Here is a 25777-nt window from a genome sequence, read left to right as displayed (position 1 = left end):
CGGCCCGGCGCTCGCGCTCCTCGATCGCGCGCTCTCGTCGCGCCCCGAGGACTCGGAGCTCCTCCTGCTCCGGGCGCGGGCGCTGCACCGCCTCGGCGCCGCGGGTCCGGCGGTCACCGCCTTCGCCACGGCGCGCACCCGGGCGCCGCTCGACGACGCCGCCCGGGCGGACCTCGTCGAGGCGCTCGCCGCGGAGCGGCCCGTCGCGGACCGCGCCCACCGGCTGCTCCTCGACGAGGGGGAGGCGGCGGTCCCCTTCGTGCTCCGCGGCGCGCGGGAGGGGGCGCCCGCCCAGCGGCTCCGCGCGCTCGAGCTCGCGCGCGACATGGGCGTGGAGGAGCGGCTCGATCGGCCCGCCGCGTACGGCGCGCTCCTCGACGCGCCCGACTGCGACGTCCGCCGCGCCGCCGCGGAGCGCCTGGGCGAGGTCGGCGATCCCGCCGCGCTCCCCGCGCTCCGGCGGGCCGCGGCCGCCCGGGTCGAGACGAAGGGGATCTTCGGCATCTCGCGCCAGGCCCCGGCCTGCGGCGCGGCCGAGGCCGCGGCGGCCGCCCGGCGTGTCGAGGCGGCGGTCCGCGCGCCCTGAGCGCCCAACAGGCCAGCGCCGCGCGGAGCCCTGCGCGACGCCCGCGGCCGTGCTAAACGACGCCCGCACTCCATTCCCCTCCCTCCGCTCCGGCGGGGCGGACGGGCTCGCGAGGAGACCGGATGGCGCGGACGAAGGCGACGGCAGCGAAGGCGGCGGCGGGGGCGAAGCCCGCCGCGGTGAAGGCGTCGGGCACCCCGGCCGCGGAGCTCGCGGCGGACGCGCTCGCGCTGCCGGTGTACGAGGAGGACGTCAAGGGCGGACTGCGCGGGCGCCTGAAGGGGCTCGACGCGATGCTCGGCGGCGGCCTCGCGGCGGCCGCGAAGGCCGAGCGGTTCGAGGGAAAGCCCGGTCAGGAGCTGGCGCTCCCGACCCTCGGTCGCGCGCCCGCGGGCCGCGTGCTGCTCGTCGGCGTGGGACCGCGCGCGAAGGCGAGCGCCTTCGCCGCCGCGGGCTTCGAGCCGCTGCGCGTCGCCGCCGGCAAGGCCGCCCGCGCGGCCGGCAAGGCCGGCGCGCGCTCCCTCGCGATCGCGCCGCCCGAGGACGGGTTGGGCGACGTCGCCGCCGCGGCGCGCGCGCTGGCGGAGGGCGCGCTCCTCGGCGGCTACGGGTTCCGGCGCTACAAGAGCGAGGCGCCGAAGCGCGCGCCGCTCGCCGAGCTCACCGTCGCGGTCCCGGCGGGCGCGGAGAAGCTCCCCGAGGTGAAGGCCGCGCTCGAGCTCGCGCGCGAGGTGGCCCTCGCGGTCGCCTGGGCGCGCGACCTCGTGAACCTCGGCCCGGCGGACTGCACGCCGGCGCTCCTCGCCGAGCAGGCGGAGGCGCTCGCGCGCGAGGCGAGGCTCGCCGTCGAGGTGCGCGGCCCGAGGGAGATCGCGGCCCTGAAGATGGGCATGTTCCTCGGCGTGACGCGCGGCTCGTCCGAGCCGCCGCGGCTCGTGACGGTGAGCTACGTGCCGAAGGGCGCGGCGGCGAAGAAGCCCCCGGTCGTGCTCGTCGGGAAGGCGATCACCTTCGACTCGGGCGGCCTGTCGCTCAAGCCCACCGAGAGCATGGTGACGATGAACACCGACATGGCGGGCTCGGCGGCCGTGCTCGGCGCGATGCGCGTCGTCGCCCACCTCGCGCCGCCGTTCCCGGTCCACGCGGTGCTGGGCGCCTGCGAGAACATGCCGGGCGGCAAGGCCTACAAGCCCTCGGACGTGCTCGTCTCGTACGCGGGCAAGAGCGTCGAGATCACCAACACCGACGCGGAGGGGCGGCTCGTCCTCGGCGACGTGCTCGCCTGGGCGGCCGAGACGCTGAGGCCCGCGGCGATGATCGACGTCGCGACCCTCACCGGCGCCTGCGTGGTGGCGCTCGGCCACACCACCGCCGGCCTGTTCGGCCCGGACGGCGCGACGGTGGACGGGGTGCTCGCCGCGGCGCGCGCGTCGGGCGAGGAGATCTGGCGGCTCCCCATGACGGAGTCGCTGAAGGAGCAGCTCGAGAGCGACCGCGCGGATCTCAAGAACACCGGCGAGCGCTGGGGCGGCGCCATCAGCGCGGCGCACTTCCTCCACGCCTTCGCGAAGGACGTGCCCTGGGCGCACCTCGACATCGCCGGCCCGTCGCACGCGCCGAAGGAGCGCGGCTACGTCGCGAAGGGCGGCACCGGGTTCGCGGTGCGGACGCTCGTCGAGTTCGTGCGCGGCTTCGGCCGGTGAGCGCGCCCGCCCCGGGCCGCGCGAGGGGCGCTGCGGCGCCCCCGCCGCCGGGGTAACCTTCTCCCGTGAACGCGATCGACGCGCTCGTCCGGATGCTGCGGCCCGCCGGCGGCGGGGTCCACCTCGTCTCGACCGGCAGGGCGGAGCAGCTCGAGCTGCAGCGCCGGCTCTACGGCGCGGCGGACCAGGACGCGGTCCGCGCCCGCTGGCGCGAGGCGCTCGGCCGCGCCGCGGGGGCGCGCGCGGTGCTCCTCGGGATCCCGTCGGACTCCGGCGGCGGCGTGCAGCGCGGCGCGAACCTCGGGCCGGGCGCGATCCGCGCGCAGCTGCTGGAGGACGACTCCCGGTGGGCCGAGCGGGCCCGCGAGGCCGGGCTCGTCGATCTCGGCGACGTGTTCGTCGTCCCGCAGCTCCTCGAGGACGCCATGCTCTCGGAGGCGCAGCGCGAGGCGAGCGCCCGCGCGCTCTACCCCGACCTCGCCGACGCCGAGCGCCGGACCTGGCCGGTCTCGCCCCTGTCGATCGCCGAGCGCGCCCTCGGGCTCGTCCTCGCCGCCAACCCGCGCGCGCGGGTCTTCGCCCTCGGGGGCGATCACTCCACCGCCTGGCCCGTCGTCAAGGCGCTCGCCGCGGCCCGCCCCGGCCTCGGCATCGTCCAGATCGACGCGCACACCGACCTCCTCGCCGAGCGGCTCGGCGTCCGCTACTGCTTCGCGACCTGGTCGTTCCACGCGAACGAGCTCCTCGGCCGCCGCGGCCGGCTCGTCCAGGTCGGCACGCGGGCGTCCGGGCGCGATCGGAAGCACTGGGAGTCGACGCTCGGGGTCCGGCAGTTCTGGGCCGCGGAGGTGCGCCGCGATCCCGCGGCGGCGCTCGACGCGATCCTAGCCCACGTCAGGGCGTCCGGCGTGCGGGAGGTCTACTTCTCGAACGACATCGACGGCACCGACGCGGCCTTCGCGGACGCGACGGGCACGCCCGAGCCGGACGGGCTCGCGCCGGACTTCGTGTCCGCGCTCGTCGCGCGGCTCGGGCGGGAGGTCGGGCTCGCGGGCGGCGACGTGATGGAGGTCGCTCCAAACGTCGCCCGCAGCGCCGGGGGCGGGCCGCGCACCGTCGCGCTCGCGGCGCGGTACCTGCGCGAGACGATCGACGCGGGGCTCGGGAGCTAGGGGCGCGCCGCCCGGCGGGGTCCGGCGCGCGGCCGGGAAAAGGCGCGGCCGCGCAAAAGAAGAGCCCCGGATCCGTCGGATCCGGGGCCTCGGGTGTTCGGACGGGATCGAGCGGGTCGCTCGTCGGGTCGTTACGCCTTCGCCTTCTCGGCGGCCTTCTTGGGCGTCGCGGGCGTGAGCCCGATGATGGCGCCGATGGCCGCGCCCGCGGCCGCGCCGCCGACGGCGAAGAGCGAGCCGATGGCGGTGACGCCGAGGACCATGCCGAAGACGATGAGCGCCCGGGCAGCGAAGGAGGCGGTGACCGGCGTGCCGAAGATGCCCCCGGCGAGCATCACGCCCGCGTAGCCGCCGTAGAGGAGCGCGGGCAGGAGCGCGACCGCGAGGAAGAGGGCGAGACCGACGCCGGCGCCAACGAGAGCAGGAACCTTCGAGTTCTTCGTCATGACCGTTTCTCCTTTTCGTCCCGGGGCCGTCCGTCCGGCCACCCACCCTCGCCAATGTGCATCTCGCCTGCCAGCTCGTTCGCGTCTCGTTCCGCGGGCTTCCACGCGGCCGTGTCGGGGATTCCCGACGCGCCCGCCATGCCGCCCGACAGCGCGGTGCCGCCCGGGTGGTGCTACCCTCACCCCGTGAACGCCTTCAAGCCGCACCTTGTCGCAGTCGCCGATTATCCGTACGCGAAGGTCGACGCGCGCGTGAAGCTCGACCAGAACGAGAGCCCCGAGGACTTCCCGCCGGAGCTCAAGGCCCGCGCCCTGGCGCGCCTCGAGGCGCTGCCCTGGAACCGTTACCCGGAGCTGCACGCCGAGGACGTCCGCGCGGCGCTGTCGCGCCACGAGGAGTGGCCCGAGGAGGGGATCGTCGTCGCCCCGGGCTCGAACCTGCTCGTCCTCGCCCTCGCGCAGGGTGCGCGCTCCGTGCTCGATACCGCCCCGGCCTTCCCTTACTACAAGGGGGGCGCGACGGCGGCCGGCACCCCGTACCGCTCCATCCCCCTCGGCGAAGGCTTCGCGCTCCCCGTGGACGCGCTCCTCGCCGCCATGGAGGGCCCTCCCGGCGTCCTGTTCCTGCCGAACCCGCACGCGCCCACCGGGCGGCTGTTCGAGACGGCGGAGGTGGAGCGGCTCGCGGCGCGGGCGCGCGAGCGCGACTGGCTCCTCGTCGTGGACGAGGCGTACCACGCCTTCGCGGGCACCGACTCGCGCCCGCTCGCGCGCGCGAACGCGAACGTCGCGATCCTGCGCACCTTCTCGAAGGCGTGGTGCCTCGGCGGCATCCGCGCGGGCTACCTGCTCGCCGCGCCGCGCGTCGCCTCGATCGTGCGGGCGCTCGTGCCGCCGTTCTGCATCCCCGCGCACACCGGCGCGATCCTGCTGACCGCGCTCGAGGCGCCGGGCGCCTTCGCGCCGATCCATGCCCGGATCCGCGCGGAGCGCGCGAGGCTCCTCGCCGGCCTCGCCGCGCACCCGACCTGGAAGCCCTACCCGAGCGCCGCGAACTACGTGCTCGTGCGCACGCCGGACGCGAAGGCGGCGTTCGACGCGCTCGTCGCGAAGGGGATCCTCGTGCGCCGGCAGGATCACTACGCCGGGCTCGAGGGGTGCATCCGCATCTCGGTGGGGACGCCCGAGGAGAACGACGCGCTGCTCGCGGCGGCGGCCAAGCTCTAGGTGACGCGTACGGCGCGCGAACCGGCCTCGCGGGCACGCGAGGCGGGTTCGCGCCCGCCGGGCCGTCACTCCGCTCGCAGGATGACCTTCAGCGCCCGCTCCTTCGCGGCGTTGGCGAACGTGTCGTAGGCCTTCACGACGTCGTGGAGCGCGAACTCGTGGGTGATGAGCTTGCGCGGCGCGAGCCGCCCCGCGACGACGTTCTTGAGGAGCATCGGGGTCGTGTTCGTGTCCACGAGCCCCGTCGTGATCGTGACGTTGCGGATCCAGAGCTTCTCGAGCTTCAGGGAGACGCTCTTGCCGTGCACGCCGACGTTCGCGACGTGCCCGCCCGCCGCGACGATCTCCTGGCAGACGTCGAAGGTGGCCGGGATCCCCACCGCCTCGATGGCCACGTCCACGCCCTTGCCGCCGGTGAGCGCCATGACCTTCTCGACCGCCTTCCCGTCTCCGCTGTTGACGGTCTGGGTCGCGCCGAGGCTCTTCGCGACCTGGAGGCGGTTGTCGTCGAGGTCCACCATGATGAGCTCGGCCGGAGAGTAGAACTGCGCGGTCAGGAGCGCGGCGAGGCCCACCGGCCCGCCGCCGACGATGGCCACCGTGTCGCCCGGCTTCACGGCGCCGTTGCGGACGCCGACCTCGAAGCCGGTGGGGAGGATGTCGCTCAGCATGACGAGCGCGCCCTCGTCCACGCCCGGGGGCACCGCGTAGAGGCTCGTGTCGGCGTACGGGATCCGGACGTACTCGGCCTGCGTCCCGTCGATGAGGTGACCCAGGATCCAGCCCCCGTTCGCGCAGTGCGAGTACATCCCCTTCTTGCACGCCTCGCACTTGCCGTCGGCGGTGATGCAGGAGATGAGGACCCGGTCGCCCTTCTTGAAGGTCGTGACGCCCGCGCCCGCCTCCTCGACGACGCCGACCCCCTCGTGCCCGAGGATCCGGCCGTCGGTGACCGCCGGGACGTCGCCCTTCAGGATGTGGAGGTCGGTGCCGCAGATCGTGGTCTTCACCACCTTCACGATCGCGTCGGTCGGTTCCTTGATCGTCGGCTTCGGCTTCTCCTCCCACGCCTTCTTCCCGGGGCCGTGATAGACGAGCGCCTTCATCGCAACCTCCTCCTTTCGTGGAGCGCCTGGAGCGCGGAGCGAACGCGCCGCACCTCCCGCAGCCTCCCAGACCACGGCCGAAATGGCAGGACCACGACGGAGCCCCGCCGCTTTTCCGGAGCCCCGGGGTCCCTCCGAAGTGGAGCGGCCGAGCCCGCGCACCGAGGCCGGCGCGGCGGGCGCGATCTCCGCCCGCGCCCGGCCGCCGGCCTCGAGCGCTCGTCCGCGTCCCGCCGCGGGCTCCCGCGCTGGGCGCGCGCAGGTGTTCACCGCGCTGTCAGTGAATCCTGGGCAGGAGCGGCAGGCCCGCGACGATCCGCGCCTCCTCCGCCGCGAGCTCGGCGAGGCGTGCGTCCACGTCCCCCGCCCCGTGCCGCCGGGCGAGCTCGACGAAGAGCCGCTCGTGCCCCGCCTCGGACTGCGCGAGCCGGGCGTACAGCTCGCGCAGCCGCGGCTCCTCGAGCGCGCCGGCGAGGAGCGCGAGGCGCTCGCAGCTCCGCGCCTCGATGAGCGCCGCCGCGAGCAGGCGGTCCACGAGCCGACCTTCGCCGCCGCGCACGCGCCGCAGGAGCGCCTGCGCGTAGGGATCGCCCCCGTCGGGCGTGAGCGCGACGCCGAGGCGGCCCATCTCGGCGAGCACCGCGAGGAAGTGCTGCAGCTCCTCCTGCGCGAGCCGCGCCACCGCCCGCACGAGCTCCGGGCGGTCGGGGTGCTCGGCGACGAGCTTCACCGCGCTCGCGGCCGCCTTCTTCTCGCAGTGCGCGTGGTCGGCGAGGATCGACGGCAGGTCGGCGAGCGCGACCTCGAGCCAGCGGGGATCGGTGCGAGAGCGGAGGAGCGACACGGCCGGGGTTGTAGCTGCCGTGCCCCTCCCCCGCTCGTCCGCCCCCCCGGGATGGGCTCGGACGGGGATGCGCGCGTGCGCACTTTCGAGTGAAGGCTGGAACTCGAGCGGGGGGGAGAGCGCATGCGCGTTCGGACGGTGGTGGCGGTGGCGTTGCTCGCAGGCGCTGGGGTCGCGCGGGCCGGCGTGTCGCTGGGCGTCGAGGCGACCATCGGCGCGGAGAAGCTCGGGGTGGAGCGCGCGCCGCTCTCCAACGAGGCGCTCCTGCCCATGGGACAGCTGGGCGGCACGGTGCTCCTGCGCGTCGGCACGCTCGCGCTGGGCGCCGCGGCCGGCGGCTACTTCCACCGCTCGCAGCTCGAGCGGTACGACGCGAGCGGCCTCGCGGGGCTCTCCTTCGACGTCCTGCCCCTCCTGCGGATCGAGCTCCTCGGCGAGGTCGGTGCCGCGAACCTTCGCACGCGCTCGGACCTCGGCGAGGCCGTCGCGGGCAACTGGTCCACGTTCTACGGCGTGCGCCCGGGCGTCTCGCTGAAGCTCCCGGTGTTCCCGCTCCGGCTCGGCGTGTGGGGGCTCGCGCGCTGGGGGCTGCCCGGCATGGACTCTCACGAGCCGGCCCTCGGGATGCTGGGGCGCGTCGGGGTGGATTTCTAGAGCGACCGGCGGCGGGCGCCCCCGGGGCACCACCGCGCGGCCGGCGAGGCCGCCCGCGCCCGGCGCACGGGCTCCGCGATCACCTCAGCCGAGCGCCGCCACCCGCGCCGCGCCGAGCGTCACCGGCCGGCGCGGGATCCGCCCGAGCGTGAAGCCTCCGACGAGCTCCGCGGGACGGCAGCGCGCGCCCGGCAAGGCGAGCCCGGACAGCTCGGCGAGGAGCCCCACCACCGCCCCGGGCGCCACGCCGCGCTCGCGCAGCTCGGCGAGCGAGAGCGCGCCGTGCCGCTTCGCGAGCCGCTCTCCGTCCTCGCCCACGACGAGCGGGACGTGGGCGAACCGCGGCGCCGCGAGGCCGAGCGCGCGGTAGAGCTGGAGCTGGCGCGCGGTCGAGGGGAGGAGGTCGTCGCCGCGCACGACGTCCGTCACCTCCATCGCCGCGTCGTCGACGACGACCGCGAGCTGGTAGGCCGGGAGGCCGTCCGCGCGCGCCACGACGAAGTCCCCCACCGAGCCCTCCACGTCGAAGGCCTGCGGCCCGTGCACCCCGTCCTCGAACGCGACGAGGCCCGGCTCGCTGCGGAGCCGCCACGCCGGCGCGCGGGTGCGCGCGCGGAGGGCGCGCTCGGCCCTGGAGAGTCCGCGGCAGGTGCCCGGGTAGCGCGGGCCCTCGTCGGACGGCCCGTGGGGCGCCTGCGCCGCGGCGGCGACCTCGGCGCGCGAGCAGAAGCAGGGGTAGACGCGGTCGTCCGCGCGCAGCCGCTCGAGCGCGGCGGCGTAGCGCGGGAGCCGCTCGGACTGGCGGTAAGGTCCGGAGGGCCCCCCCACGTCGGGCCCCTCGTCCCAGTCGAGCCCGAGCCAGGCGAGCTCGTCGAGGATGCGCGCCTCCAGGCCGGGGCGGACGCGCGGGCCGTCGAGGTCCTCGACGCGCAGGGCGTAGAGGCCGCCGGGCGCCCGCGCGGCGAGCCAGGAGAGGAGCGCCGTCCGGGCGTTGCCGAGGTGGAGCGGACCGGTGGGGGACGGTGCGAAGCGGCCGCGGATCAAGGCGTGCCTTGCGTGGCCGCGCGCGCGGCCTGGATGCGGGGATTCGGCCGCGCGCCGGTGGCGTATCGCCCCGCTTTTCAGGTGCCGGATGGGCGCGCCTCCTGATAATGCCTGCCCCCGATCGCCACAAGCCCAAACCTTTCGAGCGCGGCCGAAGGGCCCGCTCACGAGCCCGCTCCTCCATGCCCCGACAGGCCGGCGTCCTCCTCCCGCTCTTCTCCATGCGCTCCGCCCGTGACTGGGGCGTCGGGGAGATCCCGGACCTCGTCCCGTTCGCCCGCTGGTGCGCGGGCGCGGGCTTCTCCATCGTGCAGGTGCTGCCGGTGAACGAGGCCTCGCGCGGGCAGAGCAGCCCCTACGCCGCCCTCAGCGCGTTCGCGGTGGACCCGGTCTACCTGGCCCTCGGCGGGCTCGAGGACTTCGAGGCGGCGGGGGGCGAGGGCGCGCTCTCCGCCGAGGATCGCGAGCGGCTCGCGCGCGTGCGGGCGGCGCCGGCGGTGCGCTGGGAAGAGGTGCGCGCCCTCAAGCGGCGCGCGCTCGAGCTCGCCTTCGCGCGCTTCGAGCGGGACGAGTGGTCCCGCGGCACGGCGCGCGCCCGGGCGCTCGAGGCGTTCCGGCGCGAGGAGGCCGCGTGGCTCGAGGACTACGCGCTCTTCGTCGCCATCCACGACGACGCGCTCGGCGGCCGCGCCTGGATGGAGTGGCCCGAGCCGCTGCGCGACCGCGCCCCGGAGGCGCTCGCCGACGCGCGCGCCCGCCACTCCCGCGCGATCCTGTTCTACGCGTGGCTCCAGTGGCAGCTCGAGGAGCAGTGGCGCGCCGCCCGGCACGCCGCGAACGGCGCCGGCGTCGAGCTCGCCGGCGACCTGCCGTTCATGGTCGCGACCGACTCCGCCGACGTCTGGGCGCGGCGCGACGACTTCCGGCTCGACGCCCGCGTCGGCGTGCCGCCCGACGCGTTCAGCGCGACCGGGCAGGACTGGGGGCTGCCCGTCTACCGCTGGGACGTGATGGAGCGCGAGGGGTACCCCTGGCTCTCCGAGCGCGCCCGCCGCATGGCGGACCTCTACGGCCTCTACCGCGTCGATCACGTGGTCGGCCTCTACCGGACCTACTTCTTCCCGAACGACGGCAGCCCGCCGGCCTTCATCCCCGAGGGCGAGGCGGCGCAGATCCAGAACGGCGAGCGCGTGCTCGGGCTGTTCTCCTCCGGCGCGCGCGTCATCGCGGAGGACCTCGGGACGGTCCCGGACTTCGTGCGCGCCTCGCTGCAGCGGATCGCCGTGCCGGGCTACCGCGTGCTGCGCTGGGAGCGGGAGTGGAACGCGCCCGGCCAGCCGTTCCGCGACCCGCGCGCGTGGCCCGCCCTGTCCGTGGCCACCACCGGAACGCACGACACGGACGCGCTCGCGGACTGGTGGGACGGCATGCCCGGCGACGAGCGCGCCGCCTTCCTCGCCCTCCCCGAGCTCGCCCCGCTGCGGGCGCGCGGCCAGGTCCCCTTCGACGACGGCGTGCGCGACGCGCTGCTCGCCCTCGTCTACGGCGCCGGGTCGGACCTCCTCCTCCTGCCCTTCCAGGACGCGTTCGGGCTGCGCGAGCGGGTGAACGTGCCGGGGACCGTGAACGACGAGAACTGGACGTACCGGATGCCGCGCGACCTCGGCGCGCTCGCCGCCGACCTGTCCGCGCGCGACCGGCTGCGCGCGCTCTCCGAGCGGAGCGGGCGAATCGCGAGGACCTCGGGTGGCGGACGCGACTGAGACGGGGACCGAGCCGGCGGCGGAGATCGCGCGGGCGGCGCTCGCCGAGGAGCTCATCCTCGCGCTCGGGCAGGAGCTCTCGCACGGCACCGGCGTGACGCGCCGCCCCGCCTCGACCTACCGCCTTCAGCTCCACGGCGACTTCGACTTCGAGGACGCCGCGCGCGTCGTCCCCTACCTCCACGCGCTCGGCGTCACGGACCTCTACCTCTCGCCCATCCTCGAGGCCGCGCCCGGCTCGCGCCACGGCTACGACGTCGTGAACCACGGGCGGCTCAACCCGGAGCTGGGCGGCGAGGAGGCCTTCCTCGGGCTCGCCGCGGCGTGCGCCGAGCGGGGCATGGGGATCCTCGTCGACTTCGTCCCGAACCACATGGGCATCGGGGCGAGGAACCCGTGGTGGACGGACGTCCTCGAGAACGGCCCGTCGTCGGTCCACGCCCCCGCCTTCGACGTCGAGTGGCGCCCGCTCAAGACCGAGCTCGGCCACAAGGTGCTCGTCCCGCTGCTCGGCGATCAGTTCGGCAAGGTGCTCGAGGCCGGCGAGCTGAAGCTCGCGCGCGAGGGCGGCGCGCTCGAGGTCCGCTACTGGGACCACGTGTTCCCGGTGGCGCCGCGCTCCGTCCCGCAGCTCCTCCGCCACCGCCTGCCCGAGCTGCGCGCCGAGCTCGGCGAAGGCGACGTCCACTTCCAGGAGCTCGAGTCCATCTGCGTCTCGCTCGAGAAGCTGGCGCCGCGCACCGACACCTCGCCCCAGGCCGTGGCCGACCGCGCGCGCGAGAAGGAGGTGGCGAAGCGGCGGCTCGCGGCCCTCTGCGACGCGAGCCCGCGCGTGCGCGCCTTCGTCGACGAGAACATCCGCGTCTTCAACGGCAGGAAGGGCGACCGGAGCAGCTTCGATCTGCTCGAGCGGCTCCTCGAGGGTCAGGCCTACCGGCTCGCCTTCTGGCGGGTCGCCGGCGAGGAGATCAACTACCGCCGCTTCTTCGACGTGAACGCGCTCGCGGCGATCCGCATGGAGGAGCCGCGCGTCTTCCGGGAGGCGCACCGGCTCGTGCTGGGGCTGCTGCGCGACGGGCACATCACGGGCCTGCGCATCGACCACCCCGACGGCCTGTACGCGCCGCCCGCCTACTTCCGCCGGCTCCAGGCGTCCTACCTCGTCGAGCGGACGCGCGCGCTCGCGGCCCGGCGCGGCACGCCGCTCGACGCGGACACCGAGGCGCTCGTGCTCGAGCGCATCTTCGAGGCGCTCGAGGCGGGCCGGCTCCCCGCGAGGCCGCTCTACGTGGTGGTCGAGAAGATCCTGGTCGCGCCGGAGCGCATGCCGGAGGGCTGGGACGTGGACGGCACCACGGGCTACGAGTTCCTCGCCGCCGTGAACGGGCTCTTCGTGGAGCCGGAGGCGGAGCGCGCCTTCGACGGGATGTGGACGCGCCTCTCCGGCCGCCGCGAGCAGTTCGCCGACGTGGTGGTGGACAAGAAGCGGCTCGTGATGTCCTCCTCGATGGCCGGCGAGGTGAACACCCTCGCGCACCGCCTGAACCGCATCAGCGAGATGAACCGGCGCACGCGCGACTTCACCCTCAACGAGCTCACCCGCGCGCTCGTGGAGTTCGTCGCGCTGTTCCCGGTCTACCGCACCTACGTGACCCGCCGCGGCGAGGTGGACGATCGCGACCGGGCGCTCGTCGAGCGCACCATCGCGCGGGCGCGGCGGCGGAGCCCGGTGGTGGACCCGTCCATCTACGACTTCCTGCGCGACGTCGTGCTGCAGCGCTATCCGGAGGGGCTCACCGAGGACGAGCGGCACGAGTGGCTCGAGTTCACGCTGAAGCTGCAGCAGGTCACCGGGCCGGTGACGGCGAAGGCCGTCGAGGACACCGCCTTCTACAGCTACGTCCGGCTCGCGTCCCTGAACGAGGTCGGGGGCGAGCCGCGCCACTTCGGCTCGACGCCGGAGGAGGTCCACGCGCTCCTCTCCGAGCGGCAGGCGCGCTTCCCCGGCTCGCTCTCGGCCACCTCGACGCACGACACGAAGCGCAGCGAGGACGTGCGCACCCGCATCGACGCGCTCTCGGAGATCCCGGCCGAGTTCCGGAGCGCGGTCCTGCGCTGGCACCGCATGAACCGGCCGCACGTGGGGGGCGAGAACGGCAGCGCCCCCGATCGCGCCGACGAGCTCCTCCTCTACCAGACGCTCGTCGGCGCGCTCCCGGACGGCGGCGTCGAGCCGGGCACCCGCCTCCACGCCGACTTCGTGGGCCGCATCCAGGGCTACATGGAGAAGGCCATCCGCGAGGCCAAGGTGCACACGAGCTGGACGAGCCCGAACGAGGACTACGAGTCCGGCGTCCGGACCTTCGTCGAGCGGTGCCTCTCCGCGACCCCCTTCCTCGCCGACCTCACCGCCTTCGCGGGGCGTACGGCGGCGGCGGGGCGGCTGTCCTCGCTCGCGCAGGTGGCGGTGAAGTGCGCCGCGCCGGGCGTGCCGGACGTGTACCAGGGCTGCGAGCTCTGGGACCTCTCGCTCGTCGATCCCGACAACCGGCGCCCCGTGGATTACGGGCTGCGCGCGCGCACGCTCGAGGCGCTCTACGCGGAGGTCGCGCGCGGCCCCCACGCGCGGCGCGCGCTCGCGCGGCAGGTGTCCGCGCCGGAGGCGCTCGCCGACGGCCGCGCCAAGCTCCTCCTCCTCCACGCGGCGCTGCACGCACGCCGGGAGCACCGCGAGCTCTTCCTCGCCGGCGACTACCGGCCGGCGCTCGCCGAGGGGCCGCACGCGCGGAGCGTGTTCGCGTTCGCGCGGGCGCACGCCGGGAACGGCGGCCGCGCCGCGCTCTGCGTGGTGCCGCGCCTCGTGCTCGGCCTCATCGAGGCGGGCGGCGGGCGGATCCGCTGGGAGGGGGCGATCCCCGTGCCGCACGGCCTGCCGCGCCGCTGGCGCGACGTCGTGACCGGCGCGGTGCGCGAGGGCGACGCGCTCCCCCTCGAGGCGCTCTTCTCCGACTTCCCGGTCGCGCTGCTCGTCTCGGAGTGAGCCGTGGCCGGCCGCGTCTACCTCGTCCGTCACGCGGACGCCGCCCCGCGGACGACCACCGACGCGGCCCGGCCCCTCACGCCCGCGGGCCGGACGCGCTTCGAGGCGCACGCGCGCGCGCTCGCGCCGTCGCTCGGGCTCGCGGCCGTGCTCACCTCGCCCCTCGAGCGCGCCCGCGAGACCGCCGCGCTGCTCGCCGCCGCGACCGCCGCGCCGGTCGACGAGGAGCCTGCGCTCGCCTCCGGCGCCTCGACCGGGCGCGCCCTCCTCGCCCTCGCCCGGCGGGTGTCCCCGGGGACCGCGCTCGTCGGCCACAACCCGGAGATCGCCGAGGCGGTCGCGCTCGCCGCAGGCCGCGAGCTGGCCGTGCCGCCCGGCGCGGTGGCGGCGCTGGAGCTCGCGCCCGACGGCGCGATCGCGCTCGCCTGGCTCCGGGCTCCGAGCGCCTGAGGGCGCCGCGGGGGCACCGCGCGATCGGCCAGGCAGCCGCCCGGCGGCGGTCCCCCTTGATCTCCCTCCCCCGCTGCGCGATGTTGCGCCCGCGAATTTACGGAGGAACCCCGTGCCGAGCGCGAGCAGAGATCTCGTCGAGAAGGCGGTCAACACGATCCGCATGCTGGCGGCGGACGCCGTGCAGCAGGCGAACAGCGGCCACCCCGGCATGCCCATGGGCGCGGCCGACATGGCCTTCGTCCTGTGGACGCGCCACCTGCGCTTCGACCCGAAGGAGCCCCGCTGGCTCGGCCGCGACCGGTTCGTGCTCTCCGCCGGGCACGGGTCGATGCTGCTCTACTCGCTCCTCCACCTCGCCGGCTTCGACTGCACCATCGAGGATCTCAAGAAGTTCCGGCAGATCCACTCCCGCACCCCCGGCCACCCGGAGTTCGGCTACCTGCCGGGCGTCGAGATCACGAGCGGCCCGCTCGGCCAGGGCTTCGCGAACGGCGTCGGCTTCGCGCTCGGCCAGGCGATGCTCTCGGCGAAGCTCGGCCCGGGGAATCCGCTCGAGGACCACTTCGTCTACGCGATCGTCTCCGACGGCGACCTCATGGAGGGCGTCGCCGCCGAGGCGGCGAGCTTCGCCGGCCACAACGCGCTCGGCCGCCTCGTCTACCTCTACGACGACAACGAGATCACCATCGACGGCCACACCTCCATCGCCTTCACCGGCGAGGACGTGACGAAGCGCTTCGAGGGCTACGGCTGGCACGTCCAGGAGGTCGAGGGCCGCGATCACGAGGCGATCGACCGCGCCATCGTGGCGGCCAAGGCGGAGACGGGGAAGCCGTCGCTCATCCGCGTCCGCACCACCATCGGCTTCGGCTCGCCGGCCAAGGCAGGCAAGTCGTCCGCGCACGGCGCGCCGCTCGGCGAGGCCGAGCTCGCCGCCACCAAGAAGAACCTCGGCTGGCCGGAGGAGCCGCGCTTCCTCGTGCCGGACGAGGTCCGCGCCTTCTGGCGCGAGGTGCAGGCCGAGAAGGCGCGCGAGGTCGAGGCCTGGCGCGCGAAGGAGCGCGGCTGGCGGCAGGCCCACGGCGAGAAGGCGGCGCTCCTCGACGTGCACGTCGAGCGCTGGGTGCCGGAGCGGATCCTCGAGCGCGTCCTCGACGGCGCCGCCGGCGCGGAGGCGACCCGCAAGCTCTCCGCCGCGACGATCCAGAAGATCGCGGCGCTCGTGCCGTGCCTCGTCGGCGGCTCCGCCGATCTCGCGGAGTCGAACCTCACCGACATCAAGGGCGGCGGCTCGTTCTCGCCCGCGAACCCGGCCGGCCGGAACGTCCACTACGGCATCCGCGAGCACGCCATGGGCGCCATCGCGAACGGCCTCGCCTACGACGGGCTCCACGTTCCGTTCACCGGCACGTTCCTGCAGTTCGCCGACTACATGCGCCCGCCGGTGCGCCTCGCCGCGCTCTCCGGCCTCCAGAACATCTTCGTCTGGACGCACGACTCGATCTTCCTCGGCGAGGACGGCCCGACCCATCAGCCCATCGAGCACCTCACCGCGCTGCGCGCGATCCCGAGCCTCCACGTCTGCCGGCCCTGCGACGGCGACGAGGTGGCGGTCGCGTGGGCGCACGCGCTCACCCGGCGCGACGGCCCGACCGCGCTCATCCTCTCGCGCCAGAAGATCGCGCCCGTGAAGCGCGACGCCGAGTTCGACGCAGAGGCGGCGCTCCGCGGCGCCTACGTCGTCGCGGGTCCGGAGGGCGCGCGCTTCGCGATCCTCGCGACCGGCGCGGAGGTGGCGCTCGCGCAGGCCGCCCTCGAGCTCCTCGCGCAGAAGGGGCTCCGCGGGCGGCTCGTCTCGGTGCCGTGCCTCGCGTGCTTCGAGGCGCAGCCGAAGGGCTGGCGGGACGAGGTGCTCCCGCCCGCGCTTCCGGCCGTGGCGCTCGAGGCGGCGCGCGGGATCGAGTGGTGGAAGCTCGTGGGCAAGGACGGGCTCGTCCTCGGGATCGACCGCTTCGGGGCGAGCGCCCCGGAGAAGGCGCTCGCCGAGGAGTTCGGCTTCACGCCCGCGAAGGTCGCGGCGCGCGTCGAGTCCTGGCTCGCGACCCGGTGACCCTCGGCGCGCGCCGTCCCTCGCGGCGCTGCGCCACGGCACCTTCAAAACGCATCGCGCGCCCGCCCCGCACCCCTCCACGGGGCGCGCGGCAAGCGCGCGGCGTCGATACGCGATCGAGTGACTGCGCCCGGCCGCTTCGGCGGTGGGGCGACGACCTGCGTGCTGCTAGCGAGCGACGACGGCGGAGGAGGCCGTCGCGGCAGGCTGCGGCTGCGCCGGGACGACGGGGCGCGGCTCGATCCGCTCACCCTTCGCGAGCATCTTGAGCGAGAGGGCGAGGAGGCTCGCGAGGAGCTCGCCGGAGCCGGGGACGTCGAGCTTGCGGTAGATGCGCTTGCGGCGCGCGCGGATGGTCTCCGGCGAGACGCCGGCCGCAGCCGCGGAGTCCTTGCAGGCGAAGCCCTGGGCGATCCGGAGGACCTCGGCGCGCTCCGCAGGCGTGAGCGTCGTGCCCTCCATGAACTTGGCGGCGAACGGCGTGAGGATCTCGATATCGATCTGAGCCATCGTTTCTTCCCCGGAAGGGCCCTGAATGTAGGGCCGTTTCGCCGACCAAATCGAGACTCAGCCGAGCAACTGCTGCCCCACCGCACCCCTGCTCGGTCGCCCGTCGTCGGCGATCGGGACGATAATAACGCCCCACACGGTTGCCACCCCCCGGGCACAACTTTTTTCTAACCCCCCGTTTCGACGGCTCAATTATGGCTCGTGGTCCCGGCAGGGGCTGAGGCGGATGCCCGTCTGCTCCCCCAGCTGTATCCCCGCTTCACGGGACCCGGTTTCTCGGTAGCGGAGCCCCGCTGCCGTCGCGGACGGTGCCGCCGTTCGCCGGCTCCCGCCCCGGCGGCCGGATCACCGCGAGCCCGTCCGCGCCCGCCTGGGTCGCCGCGACGAGGTCCGCCTGCTCCTCCTCGCGCTCGCGGATCCGCTCGGCCACGCGCGCCCGCACGAGCTCGGAGCCCGAGCCGTCGCCGCCGTCCTCGGCCCGCCGGTACCGAAGCACGAGGGCGAGCTGCTCCCAGAGGGCGTCGCGCAGCTCGCTCTCGCCCGAGCCCGCCCCCGCCCCGCCGAGGACGGCGAGCTCGACGCGCGTCGACAGCGGGTAGCTCGCGTCGAGCAGGGAGAACCGCACGCCGCCGCCCGTCGCCTCGACGCGCACCGCGCGCCCGCCGAAGGGCATCACGATGGGCCCTCTCGCGAGCGCCGCGCGCGCGGCGGCCGGATCGGCGCCGGGCTCGCGCCCGGCGAGCTCGCGCGGCGAGGGGCGCAGCTCCGTGAGGAGTCCGCGGAGCTGGTCGATGCCGATGACGACGTTCAGCCCCTGCGCCCCGCGGTAGCCCGCGTGGTAGATGCCGACGAGCTCGGGCTCGCCCGTGGCGCAGGAGACCGCGAGCACCGGGCTCCCCGAGCTGCCGAGGTTGAGGAGCGCGTCCACCGCGAAGTCCTCGTGGTCCCAACCCCGGTCGAGGTCGCGCTGGCCGACCGCGATGACGCGCCCCGCGTTGGCGGCGGGGAACGCGCCGAGCGGGAAGCCGCGCACGAGGACGGCGTCGCCGACGCGGAGCTCCTCCGCGCTGCCGGTGCGGTACGGCATCGTCCGGAGCTTCGCCGGGGCCGAGAGCACCGCCACGTCGAGCGCCGGGTCGGACACCACCGGGGTGAGCGCGAGCTGGGCCGGCGCGTCCGGCTCCGCCTCGTTCGCGACGATCCGGATCTCCTCGCGCACGCGCCGCGAGCCGGGCGGCACGCCCTCGAGCTCGACCCCGTCGCCGGTCACCTCGGGGAAGTCCACCACGTGGTGGTTCGTGGCGAGGAGCGCCTCCTCCCCGCGCAGCCGGTAGGCGAAGCCGGTGCCGTGGCGGACCTTCGTGTAGTACTGCCGGCGGAGCTTCCCCCCGCGGCCGTACGAGAGCTGCTCGTACACCGCGGTCGCGCGCAGGCAGTACACGTAGTCCGCCGCGGGCCGCGCCTCGCGAGCGCGCGCGCCGGGCTTCATCGCCGAGAGGGTGTCCGCGTACCGCCCGGCGCACTCCACCCGCGGCGCGCCGCGATCGGCGGCCGGTGCGGGGGCCGCGGCGGCGACGCCGAGGGCCAGGGGCAGGAGCGCACGGGCGGCGCGGACGTGCATCGAGGGGAAGCTAGGTGCCCGCCGAGCGTGTGGCGCCTGCGACGAAGGGTCCTCCCGGCCGGTCCCTCGGCGCACGATCCCGGGCCCGCGGCGGGCGTCCTCGCTCCTTGCGCCTGCGGCGCACTGCGAGGCGCCGCTGGGCTGCGGCTCCCGTCGGAGGCGCGCCTCGGTGCGCGTCGCTGCGGGTGCCCGCCTCGGCTCCGGGCTCCTGCGCCTCGATGGCGCGGGGGCGGCGGCTCGCCGCCTTCACCCATCACCTGGCGCCGGGCGTCCCCTTCGTGAACCCCTCCGGCCAGCGCGCGAGCCGCGCCGTCTGCCGCGCCGTCTCCGCGGCGAGCGCGTCCCAGTCGAACGAGAGCGTCACGAGGTTCCCTGCCGGCTCGACTCCGACCGGGACCGGCACCTCGGGGCGCAGCGGCAGGAGCCCGGGGATGCGGGCGACCAGGATCCGCTCCGCCTCGGGGCCGGCGAGCCAGCCCGCGAGGGCGCGCGCGCCGTGGGAGGCGCCGCGGAGGAGCGCGACCGCCGTGGGGAGCGCGACGGCGCCGGCGCCGACCTGATCCGGGTAGACGACCTCGAGCGGCGCCGCGCTGGCGGCGGCGGCCGCGCCCTCGAGCGAGCTGGCGAGCCCGAACGCCGCCCCGCCCGAGGCGACGCGCGCGCGGACCTCGCCGTCCGAGGCGGCGAGCTGCGGCGCGTTCTCGGCGACGAGCGCGAGGAACCGGCCGGCGCTCTTCTCGCCGTACGCGAGGGTGAGCGCGGCGACGGTCACCGGACCGGCGCCCTGTCCGAGCGGGACGAGCGCGAGCTTGCCGCGGGCGCGGCGGTCGGCGAGGTCGCGCAGGTTCGAGGGCGCGAACGGGAGCCGGGCGCGGGGCGACACGAGCAGCACGCGCGCGCGGGCGCCGAGCGGCGCGAAGCGGCGCCGCGCGTCCCGCCAGCGCGCCGGGACGTCCTCGGCGGCCGGGGCGCTGCCGGGGTCGAGCCGCTCGCGGAGCGCGAGCGCCTGGGCCGGATCGCCGGCCCAGACGAGCTCCGCCTCGTCGGCGCGGGCGACGCGGACGACGCGCGCGACCCCGCGGTGCGCGGCGACGTCGACGAGGACGTCCGCGGGCAGCTCCGCCGCGACGAAGACCTTCACCTCGGGGAGCGTCCGCGCCGGGCGCGAGCAGGCGAGCGCGAGCGCGAGCGCGAGCGGGAGCACGGCGAGGACGCGGCGGCGCGCGATGGCGGTCATTGCGGCCTCGGGCGAGGCGCCTCGCGGAAGTGCGGGCGCGGCGCGCGCCCGGCAATGTAACATCCTCGCGTGGCCCCCCAAGGACGCATCGCCCTCGCGCAGGTGAACACCACGGTCGGGGACTTCGCCGGCAACGCCGCGAAGATCCGCGCCGTCACGGAGCGCGCGCGCGCCGACGGCGCGGCGCTCGTGGTCTTCCCCGAGCTCGCCCTCTGCGGCTACCCGCCGCGCGACTTCCTCGATCTCCCCGAGTTCCTCGAGCGCGCGGCGCGCACGCTCGCCGAGCTCGCCGCGCCGGCCGAGTGGTCCCGCGGCATCGCGGTCGTCGTCGGCTTCCCGGAGGGCGTCCCCGGCGCGCCGCCGCCGGGCGTCTACAACTCCGCGGCGCTCATCTCGGAGGGCCGCGTCGTCGCGGTCGGGCGCAAGTCGCTCCTGCCCACCTACGACGTGTTCGACGAGACGCGCTACTTCCTGCCGTCCGAGGCGTCCACGGCGGCCGACGCGGGGGGCGTGGGGCTCCGCCTCGGCCTGTCCGTCTGCGAGGACGTCTGGAACGACAAGCGCTTCTGGGTGCACCCGCGCTACGCGCGCGACCCCATCGCGGAGCTCGTGAAGGCGGGCGGCGCGGGGCTCGTCGTGAACATCTCCGCCTCGCCCTACGCCATGGGCAAGCCCGCCCTGCGCGAGCGGATGCTCGCGGCGAGCGCGGCCGGCCACCACGCACCCATCGCCTACGTGAACCAGGTGGGCGGCAACGACGCGCTCATCTTCGACGGAGGGTCGATGCTCGTGGGCCGGGACGGCGCGATCCTCGCGCGCGCCCCGCTCTTCGAGGAGGTGCTCCTCGTCGCCGACCTCGCGACGGGCGCCTCTGCGACCATCCGGCTCGACGGCGAGAAGGTCGCCGTCGCCGCGGGCGCCGCCGATCCCGAGGCGGACGAGGTCCACTGCGCGCTCGTGCTCGGCGTCCGCGACTACGTGCGCAAGTGCGGCTTCAGGAGCGCGGTCGTCGGGCTCTCCGGCGGGATCGACTCCGCGCTCACCGCCTGCCTCGCCGCCGACGCGCTCGGGCCGGAGAACGTCCTCGGCGTGGCGATGCCGTCCCGCTACAGCTCGAGCCACTCGCGGGAGGACGCCGCCGCGCTCGCGGAGAACCTGGGTCTCCCTTTCAAGGAGATCTCGATCGAGCCGATGCACGCCGCGTTCATGGCGCAGCTCGAGCGCGCCGAGGGGAAGCCCCTCGGCGACCTCGCCGAGCAGAACGTCCAGGCCCGCATCCGCGGGCAGATCCTGATGGCGATCTCGAACGACACGGGCGGGCTCGTGCTCTCGACCGGCAACAAGAGCGAGCTCGCGGTCGGCTACTGCACGCTCTACGGCGACATGGCCGGCGGCCTCGCCGTCATCGGCGACGTGCCGAAGACGCTCGTCTACCGCGTGTCACGCGCCGCGAACGCGCGCGCGGGCCGCACGCTCATCCCCGAGCGCACCTTCACGAAGCCGCCCTCCGCGGAGCTGAAGCCCGGCCAGGTGGACCAGGACTCGCTGCCGCCCTACGAGATCCTCGACGACATCCTCGAGGCCTACGTCGAGGAGCGGCTCCCGCTCGACGCCATCGTCGCGCGCGGCCACGCGGAGCCGGTCGTGCGGCGCGTGCTGCGCATGGTCGTCGCGAGCGAGTACAAGCGCCGCCAGGCGGCGCCGGTGCTCAAGGTGAGCGAGAAGGCGTTCGGCGAGGGGCGGCGGTTCCCGATCGCGCACGGGTACCGGTACTGAGGAGAGGCGCCGCGGCCGCACCCCGGACGGTCGCCGACTCTTCTCCGGCGGTGCGGCTCGCCTTCACGCGCCGCCGCCATTAAGCCCACCCCATGATCGTCGTCGCCGTCCGGGATCTGCTCTTCCGCTCCAAGATCACCTCCGCCGCCGAGCGGCTCGCGGTGCCCATCGTGCTCGTGCCGCGCGACCGGCCGCTCGCGGACGTCGTCCGCGAAGCGCCGGGCGCGAGCGTGCTCGCGGATCTCAACCAGCCCGGCATCGTGAGTGAGCTCGCGGCGCTGAAGCGCGACACCGGCGCGCGCGTGGTCGGGTTTCTCGGCCACCTGCAGGCGGACCTCATCGAGGCAGCCGAGGAGGCCGGGGTCGACGAGGTGCTCACCCGCGGCCAGCTCACCGGCCGGCTCGACGAGGTGCTGCGGCGTGGGTGACGAACGTCCGGCCGCGCGAGGCCGCCGTGCACCTATGGCGAACGCGTGCGACCTTGCGCAGCACCTCTGCGTGACGAGCCGGCCAGCGAGCCTCCGTTAAGCTCCGCCCGGGCGCTGCGGCGCCCGACTCCTCGGAGGGAACACACCTTGAACGACCTGCTCCGGTTCCTCCACATCCTCTCCGCCTCGGCCTGGCTCGGCGCGACGCTCTGGGTCGCCGGCGACGTGCGGCGCACGCTGGCGCTCGGGCGGCCCTACCCGGCGGGCCTCGCGGCGCGCGTCGCACCCGCGATCACGCTGGACGTCGTCATGGGCGTCGCGACCGTGCTCACCGGGCTCCTCGTGCTCGCCTTCCAGGGCGTCCACCCGCGCACCGGCATCATGATCGGCTTCACGCTCACGCTGATCCGGATCGTCGTGGTGCTCGTCGGGCTCAGGCCGGCGTGGCGCGCGATCGCCGCCCGGCTCGGGGGCGGCCAGGACGTCCCGCCCGCGGATCCTGCCGTGAAGCGGATGGCGATGTGGTCCGGGATGGCCCACACGCTCTGGCTCATCGCGCTCGCGACGATGGTGTTCCCCATCTGATCGGTGACGCGACCGCTCGCCCTGCGACAGGCTCGGGGGAGCGGCCTTCACCTGGGGAACCGTCGACGCCGGTCTGCTCCCGGTGCGCCCGTCGAGCCACGGGAGGTCACGGACCGTCGCGCCCGCGGCGCGGACAGGACCTCAGAACAACCCGAGCGCCGCCGCGAGGAACAGCCAGAGCGGCGTGCCGCCGAGCAGGAGCAGCACCCACGCGGCCTGGAGCGCGCGGCGCCGGCGGTGGTTGGTGCCGGGGCGGGACGCGAGCGCGCGCAGCGCGCCTGCGCCGAAGCCGAGCAGGAACAGGGGACCGAAGACGACGAGGAGCGACGGGAGCGAGCGGGGGAGGCTCACACCTGCATCACTTCCTTCTCCTTCGCGGCGGTGATCTCGTCGACCTTCTTCACGCCCTCGTCGGTCTCCTTCTGCATCTTCTCGAGGGCCTTCTTCGCGTCGTCCGCCGAGATGTCGCCGTCCTTCTCCGCGACCTCGATGAGCTCCTTCGCGTCGCGGCGCTGGTTGCGGATGGCGACCTTGTGGTCCTCGCCCTTGTGCTTCACCTGCTTCACGATCTCCTTGCGGCGCTCCTCGGTGAGCGGCGGGATCGGGACGCGGACGAGGTCCTTGTCGGACTGGGGGTTCACGCCGAGGTTGGCGTCACGGATCGCCTTCTCGATCGGCGGGATCATGTTCTTCTCCCACGGCTTCACCATGATGAGCCGCGCCTCGGGGACGGAGAGCGTGGCCACCTGGTTGAGCGGCGTGGGCGTGCCGTAGTAGTCGACCTTGACGCCGTCGAGGAGGTGCAGGCTCGCGCGCCCGGTCCGCACCGCGGAGAGCTCGCGCCGCAGGTCGTCCAGCGTCTTCGCGATGCCGCCGTGCAGGTCGTTCAGGATGTCGTCCGCGACGCTCATGGCCCCTCTCCTCGCGTCCTACTTCTCGTCGAGCCGTCCGACGGTGGTCCCGATCGCCTCGCCGAGCACGACCTTGCGCACGTTCCCGCGCAGCGTCGAGTCGAACACGATGATCGGCAGGTCGTTGTCCATGCAGAGGCTGATCGCCGTCGAGTCCATCACCTTCAGGTTCTTCTTCAGGACGTCGATGTAGCTGAGCTGCTTGAACTTGGTGGCGGTCGGGTTCTTCTTCGGGTCGTCGGTGTAGACGCCGTCGACCTTGGTCGCCTTGAGCAGCACGTCCGCGTGGATCTCCATGGCGCGGAGCGAGGCGGCGGTGTCCGTCGTGAAGTAGGGGTTGCCGGTGCCGGCCGCGAAGATGACGACGCGGCCCTTCTCGAGGTGGCGGATCGCGCGGCGGCGGATGTAGGGCTCGGCGACCTGGTGCATCTCGATCGCCGACTGCACGCGGGTGTTCACGCCGATCTTCTCGAGCGCGTCCTGGAGGGCCATCGCGTTGATGACCGTCGCGAGCATGCCCATGTAGTCGGCGGAGGAGCGGTCCATGCCCTCCGTCGCGCCGGACACGCCGCGGAAGATGTTGCCGCCGCCGATGGTGAGCGCGACCTCGACGCCGAGCTCGACGCAGTCCTTCACGTCCTGTGCGATGGCGGAGAGGGTCTTCGGCGAGATGCCGTACTTGCCGTCGCCCATGAGCGCCTCGCCCGAAAGCTTGAGGAGGATGCGCTTGTAGCTGGGCTTGGGCGTCGCGGCTCGGTCGCTCGGCATGGTCGGCGCGTTCTACAGAAGGCCGCCGAGTCGGTCAAGGCGGCGCGGTTCGTGCGGAATTCTACCCGACGCGCGGGCGGCGCGCCGGGATCATGATCCGGCCGGGGCCGGGGCCCCCGCGCCGCGACGCCGACGGCGCTTCCCGCCGCGGTGCCGACGGCGGCGGCGCGAGCCCTCGGCGGCCTCGGGAGTGCCCTCGGCGCCCGTACGGGGGCTCTCGCCCCCGGCCGTAACCTCGACCGACGGGGTCTCCGTCGCGCCACCCGGTCCGGCCTCGGCGACAACCTCCCGTGTGCTCCCCTCGACGTGAGCGGGAGCGGCCGCAGGACCGCGGCGGCGCTCCGGCCCGCGCTCCGGCCGCGGGCGGCGCTCCTCGTGCTCCTCGCGAGGCGGCGGGCCGCCCGCGGAGGCGCGCCAGCGCTCGAGCAGCTCCTGCCCCTCGCCGGTCGCGGCGACGGAGATCTCGAGGAGCTGCACGGCGTCCTGGAAGTAGCTCTGGCCCGCGAGCCCGCGCCCGCGGCGGCGCCGCTTCTTCGACGGCTCGCGGAACGTCCGCAGGGCGTGGAGCGCGAGGCGGGTGCGCTCGGCGATCTTGCGCGGCAGGCGGGAGGTCTGGACGAGCGATGCGAGCAGCGCGTCCGCCGTGTCGTGGCCGCGCTCCGGGCCGGCGTGGTCGCCCGTCGCGTCCGAGTCGGGCGCCGCGATCGCGGGGCCGCCGAGGTGCATCACGATCGCGCCGAGCAGGACCGCGTCGGAGACCTCCTCGCCCGAGCGGACGAGCCGGTCGAGCGCGGAGAGGTGCGCGAAGAAGGCGCGTCGCCCGCGCTCTTCCCAGCCCTCGAGGGCCGCGGCGAGCGACGGCAGGATGACCGGCAAGGCGCCGCTCGCGCGGAGCAGCTCGAACGCGCGCGCCGACCCGCCGCAGCGGAGGATCTTGAAGATCTCCTCGAGCACGCGGGCGGGCGCGCAGCGCGCGAGCTCGCCCGCGTGGCGGCGCATGGCCTCGAAGGTGTCGGGCGAGATGGTGAAGCCGAGGCGCGCCGCGAAGCGGACGGCGCGGAGCAGCCGCACCGGGTCCTCGCGCATGCGGATCTCGGGGTCGCCGATGGTCGCGATCCGGTGCGCCTCGAGGTCCTCGCGCCCGCCGACGTAGTCGATCACCTCGCCGGTCGAGACGTCGTAGAAGAGGCCGTTCACCGTGAAGTCGCGGCGGACGGAGTCCTCCTCGGCGGTGCCGAAGACGTTGTCGCGGGTGATGAGCAGGTCGCTGTCGTCGGGGACGTCCTCGCCCACGTCCACCGGGTTCTTCCGGAAGGTCGCGACCTCGATCACCTTCCCGCCGCGGAAGTAGACGTGCGCGAGCCGGAAGCGCCGGCCGATGAGGCGGCAGTTGCGGAAGATGGCGCGGACCTCGCCCGGGTGGGCGTCGGTCGCGACGTCGAAGTCCTTGGGCTTGGCGCCGAGGAGCAGATCCCGCACGCAGCCACCGACGAAGTACGCGCGGTGGCGCATGTGCCTGAGCCGCGCGATGACCTTCACCGCGTCGGAGTCGAGCCGATCGAGCGGGATCTCGGGCGGGTGCTCCGGCGGCGGCTCCTCGGGAGGATCGAGCGCGAGGCCGGGTGGCGGGCGGTGCGGGCGGCTCTCTTCGACTTCTTCTTCGGGCGTTGCGGGAAACGGATCGGTCGGAGATCGGTCGTGCATGCAGTCGCCGGATCGGGGGGCGGTCCCGCGCCGAGGTGAACTCCCCGGCTCGCGGGAACGCGCCTGCACCGTCGGGCTCGTCCTTGGGG

22 protein-coding genes and 1 pseudogene are annotated in these 25777 nt (G+C 75.1%); 12 read left to right on the top strand and 11 right to left on the bottom strand.

What is annotated here, in order from left to right; all coding sequences use genetic code 11:
* From MNY60_RS13460 to MNY60_RS13450, 3 genes and pseudogenes are all read left to right on the top strand, one after another.
* Positions 1-586 (top strand): annotated as a pseudogene (locus tag MNY60_RS13460) (serine/threonine protein kinase); the annotation flags it as partial.
* A gap of 122 nt (positions 587-708) precedes the next feature.
* On the top strand, positions 709-2289 hold the full coding sequence (locus MNY60_RS13455; RefSeq protein WP_242338406.1) for a leucyl aminopeptidase: 1581 nt from the start codon (positions 709-711) through the stop codon (positions 2287-2289).
* A 65-nt stretch (positions 2290-2354) separates the two neighbouring features.
* The gene (locus MNY60_RS13450; protein WP_242355263.1) at positions 2355-3461 is read left to right on the top strand and encodes an arginase family protein; all 1107 of its coding nucleotides are present in this window, start codon (positions 2355-2357) and stop codon (positions 3459-3461) included.
* Between the two features lie 131 nt (positions 3462-3592).
* Here MNY60_RS13450 and MNY60_RS13445 read toward each other — a convergent pair whose 3' ends face one another.
* Positions 3593-3907 (bottom strand): hypothetical protein, encoded by a 315-nt coding sequence (locus MNY60_RS13445; protein ID WP_242338401.1) that lies wholly within the window; start codon positions 3905-3907, stop codon positions 3593-3595.
* A gap of 138 nt (positions 3908-4045) precedes the next feature.
* Here MNY60_RS13445 and MNY60_RS13440 point away from each other — a divergent pair, with 138 nt between their 5' ends.
* Positions 4046-5134 (top strand): histidinol-phosphate transaminase, encoded by a 1089-nt coding sequence (locus tag MNY60_RS13440; protein ID WP_242355265.1) that lies wholly within the window; start codon positions 4046-4048, stop codon positions 5132-5134.
* A gap of 65 nt (positions 5135-5199) precedes the next feature.
* On the opposite strand, the gene MNY60_RS13435 is transcribed toward MNY60_RS13440, so the two are convergent.
* Both MNY60_RS13435 and MNY60_RS13430 read right to left on the bottom strand, forming a co-directional pair.
* Entirely contained in the window at positions 5200-6240 is a 1041-nt protein-coding gene (locus tag MNY60_RS13435; protein WP_242338397.1) for a zinc-dependent alcohol dehydrogenase family protein, read from the bottom strand.
* Between the two features lie 277 nt (positions 6241-6517).
* The gene (locus MNY60_RS13430) at positions 6518-7084 is read right to left on the bottom strand and encodes a tRNA-(ms[2]io[6]A)-hydroxylase (RefSeq protein ID WP_242338395.1); all 567 of its coding nucleotides are present in this window, start codon (positions 7082-7084) and stop codon (positions 6518-6520) included.
* Between the two features lie 123 nt (positions 7085-7207).
* On the opposite strand from MNY60_RS13430, the gene MNY60_RS13425 reads away from it, so the two are divergent.
* Positions 7208-7738 carry a hypothetical protein gene (locus tag MNY60_RS13425; protein WP_242338393.1) on the top strand — a complete coding sequence of 177 codons (531 nt, stop codon included), beginning with the start codon at positions 7208-7210 and terminating at the stop codon, positions 7736-7738.
* An 84-nt stretch (positions 7739-7822) separates the two neighbouring features.
* On the opposite strand, the gene gluQRS is transcribed toward MNY60_RS13425, so the two are convergent.
* Positions 7823-8782: a tRNA glutamyl-Q(34) synthetase GluQRS gene (gluQRS, locus tag MNY60_RS13420; RefSeq protein ID WP_242338392.1), complete on the bottom strand. Its 960-nt coding sequence runs from the start codon at positions 8780-8782 to the stop codon at positions 7823-7825.
* 107 nt (positions 8783-8889) lie between these two features.
* On the opposite strand from gluQRS, the gene MNY60_RS13415 reads away from it, so the two are divergent.
* The 4 genes from MNY60_RS13415 to tkt all read left to right on the top strand — a co-directional run bounded on the left by MNY60_RS13415 (position 8890) and on the right by tkt (position 16148).
* Positions 8890-10545, top strand: coding sequence for a 4-alpha-glucanotransferase (locus MNY60_RS13415; RefSeq protein ID WP_255821296.1), 1656 nt, complete (start codon positions 8890-8892; stop codon positions 10543-10545).
* A complete protein-coding gene (locus MNY60_RS13410; protein WP_242360783.1) occupies positions 10529-13585 on the top strand; it encodes a malto-oligosyltrehalose synthase in 3057 nt (1018 codons plus the stop codon). The genes MNY60_RS13415 and MNY60_RS13410 overlap by 17 nt, the downstream gene beginning before the upstream one ends.
* Before the next feature lie 3 nt (positions 13586-13588).
* The gene (locus tag MNY60_RS13405; protein WP_242338384.1) at positions 13589-14035 is read left to right on the top strand and encodes a histidine phosphatase family protein; all 447 of its coding nucleotides are present in this window, start codon (positions 13589-13591) and stop codon (positions 14033-14035) included.
* A 112-nt stretch (positions 14036-14147) separates the two neighbouring features.
* Complete coding sequence (tkt, locus tag MNY60_RS13400) at positions 14148-16148, top strand: transketolase (RefSeq protein ID WP_242360781.1); 2001 nt, start codon at positions 14148-14150, stop codon at positions 16146-16148.
* A 168-nt stretch (positions 16149-16316) separates the two neighbouring features.
* On the opposite strand, the gene MNY60_RS13395 is transcribed toward tkt, so the two are convergent.
* From MNY60_RS13395 to MNY60_RS13385, 3 genes are all read right to left on the bottom strand, one after another.
* A complete protein-coding gene (locus MNY60_RS13395; RefSeq protein WP_242338380.1) occupies positions 16317-16658 on the bottom strand; it encodes a LuxR C-terminal-related transcriptional regulator in 342 nt (113 codons plus the stop codon).
* Between the two features lie 259 nt (positions 16659-16917).
* Positions 16918-18279, bottom strand: a complete 1362-nt coding sequence (locus MNY60_RS13390; RefSeq protein WP_242360778.1) for a serine protease — start codon at positions 18277-18279, stop codon at positions 16918-16920.
* Positions 18280-18532: 253 nt separating this feature from the next.
* On the bottom strand, positions 18533-19516 hold the full coding sequence (locus MNY60_RS13385) for an ABC transporter substrate-binding protein (RefSeq protein ID WP_242355277.1): 984 nt from the start codon (positions 19514-19516) through the stop codon (positions 18533-18535).
* Between the two features lie 69 nt (positions 19517-19585).
* Between MNY60_RS13385 and MNY60_RS13380 the strand changes: the two genes are divergently transcribed.
* The 3 genes from MNY60_RS13380 to MNY60_RS13370 all read left to right on the top strand — a co-directional run bounded on the left by MNY60_RS13380 (position 19586) and on the right by MNY60_RS13370 (position 22305).
* Complete coding sequence (locus tag MNY60_RS13380; protein WP_242338374.1) at positions 19586-21292, top strand: NAD+ synthase; 1707 nt, start codon at positions 19586-19588, stop codon at positions 21290-21292.
* A gap of 92 nt (positions 21293-21384) precedes the next feature.
* The gene (locus MNY60_RS13375; RefSeq protein ID WP_242338372.1) at positions 21385-21720 is read left to right on the top strand and encodes a hypothetical protein; all 336 of its coding nucleotides are present in this window, start codon (positions 21385-21387) and stop codon (positions 21718-21720) included.
* Positions 21721-21867: 147 nt separating this feature from the next.
* Positions 21868-22305 carry a hypothetical protein gene (locus tag MNY60_RS13370; RefSeq protein ID WP_242338370.1) on the top strand — a complete coding sequence of 146 codons (438 nt, stop codon included), beginning with the start codon at positions 21868-21870 and terminating at the stop codon, positions 22303-22305.
* A gap of 141 nt (positions 22306-22446) precedes the next feature.
* Here the strand turns inward: MNY60_RS13370 and MNY60_RS13365 are convergent, their stop codons facing one another.
* The 4 genes from MNY60_RS13365 to MNY60_RS13350 all read right to left on the bottom strand — a co-directional run bounded on the left by MNY60_RS13365 (position 22447) and on the right by MNY60_RS13350 (position 25688).
* Positions 22447-22656, bottom strand: coding sequence for a hypothetical protein (locus MNY60_RS13365; protein WP_242338368.1), 210 nt, complete (start codon positions 22654-22656; stop codon positions 22447-22449).
* Positions 22653-23216 carry a ribosome recycling factor gene (gene frr, locus MNY60_RS13360; RefSeq protein ID WP_242338367.1) on the bottom strand — a complete coding sequence of 188 codons (564 nt, stop codon included), beginning with the start codon at positions 23214-23216 and terminating at the stop codon, positions 22653-22655. Before frr ends, MNY60_RS13365 begins: the two co-directional genes overlap by 4 nt.
* An 18-nt stretch (positions 23217-23234) precedes the next feature.
* Positions 23235-23984, bottom strand: a complete 750-nt coding sequence (pyrH, locus tag MNY60_RS13355; protein ID WP_242338365.1) for a UMP kinase — start codon at positions 23982-23984, stop codon at positions 23235-23237.
* A gap of 90 nt (positions 23985-24074) precedes the next feature.
* Positions 24075-25688, bottom strand: coding sequence for a CCA tRNA nucleotidyltransferase (locus MNY60_RS13350; protein WP_242338364.1), 1614 nt, complete (start codon positions 25686-25688; stop codon positions 24075-24077).
* Positions 25689-25777 lie beyond the last annotated feature (89 nt).

Source organism: Anaeromyxobacter sp. SG17 (genome assembly GCF_022690695.1).
Lineage (GTDB): Bacteria > Myxococcota > Myxococcia > Myxococcales > Anaeromyxobacteraceae > Anaeromyxobacter > Anaeromyxobacter soli.
Note: the sequence above shows the minus strand (reverse complement) of the source record. Positions and strands in the feature narration are given on the sequence as shown.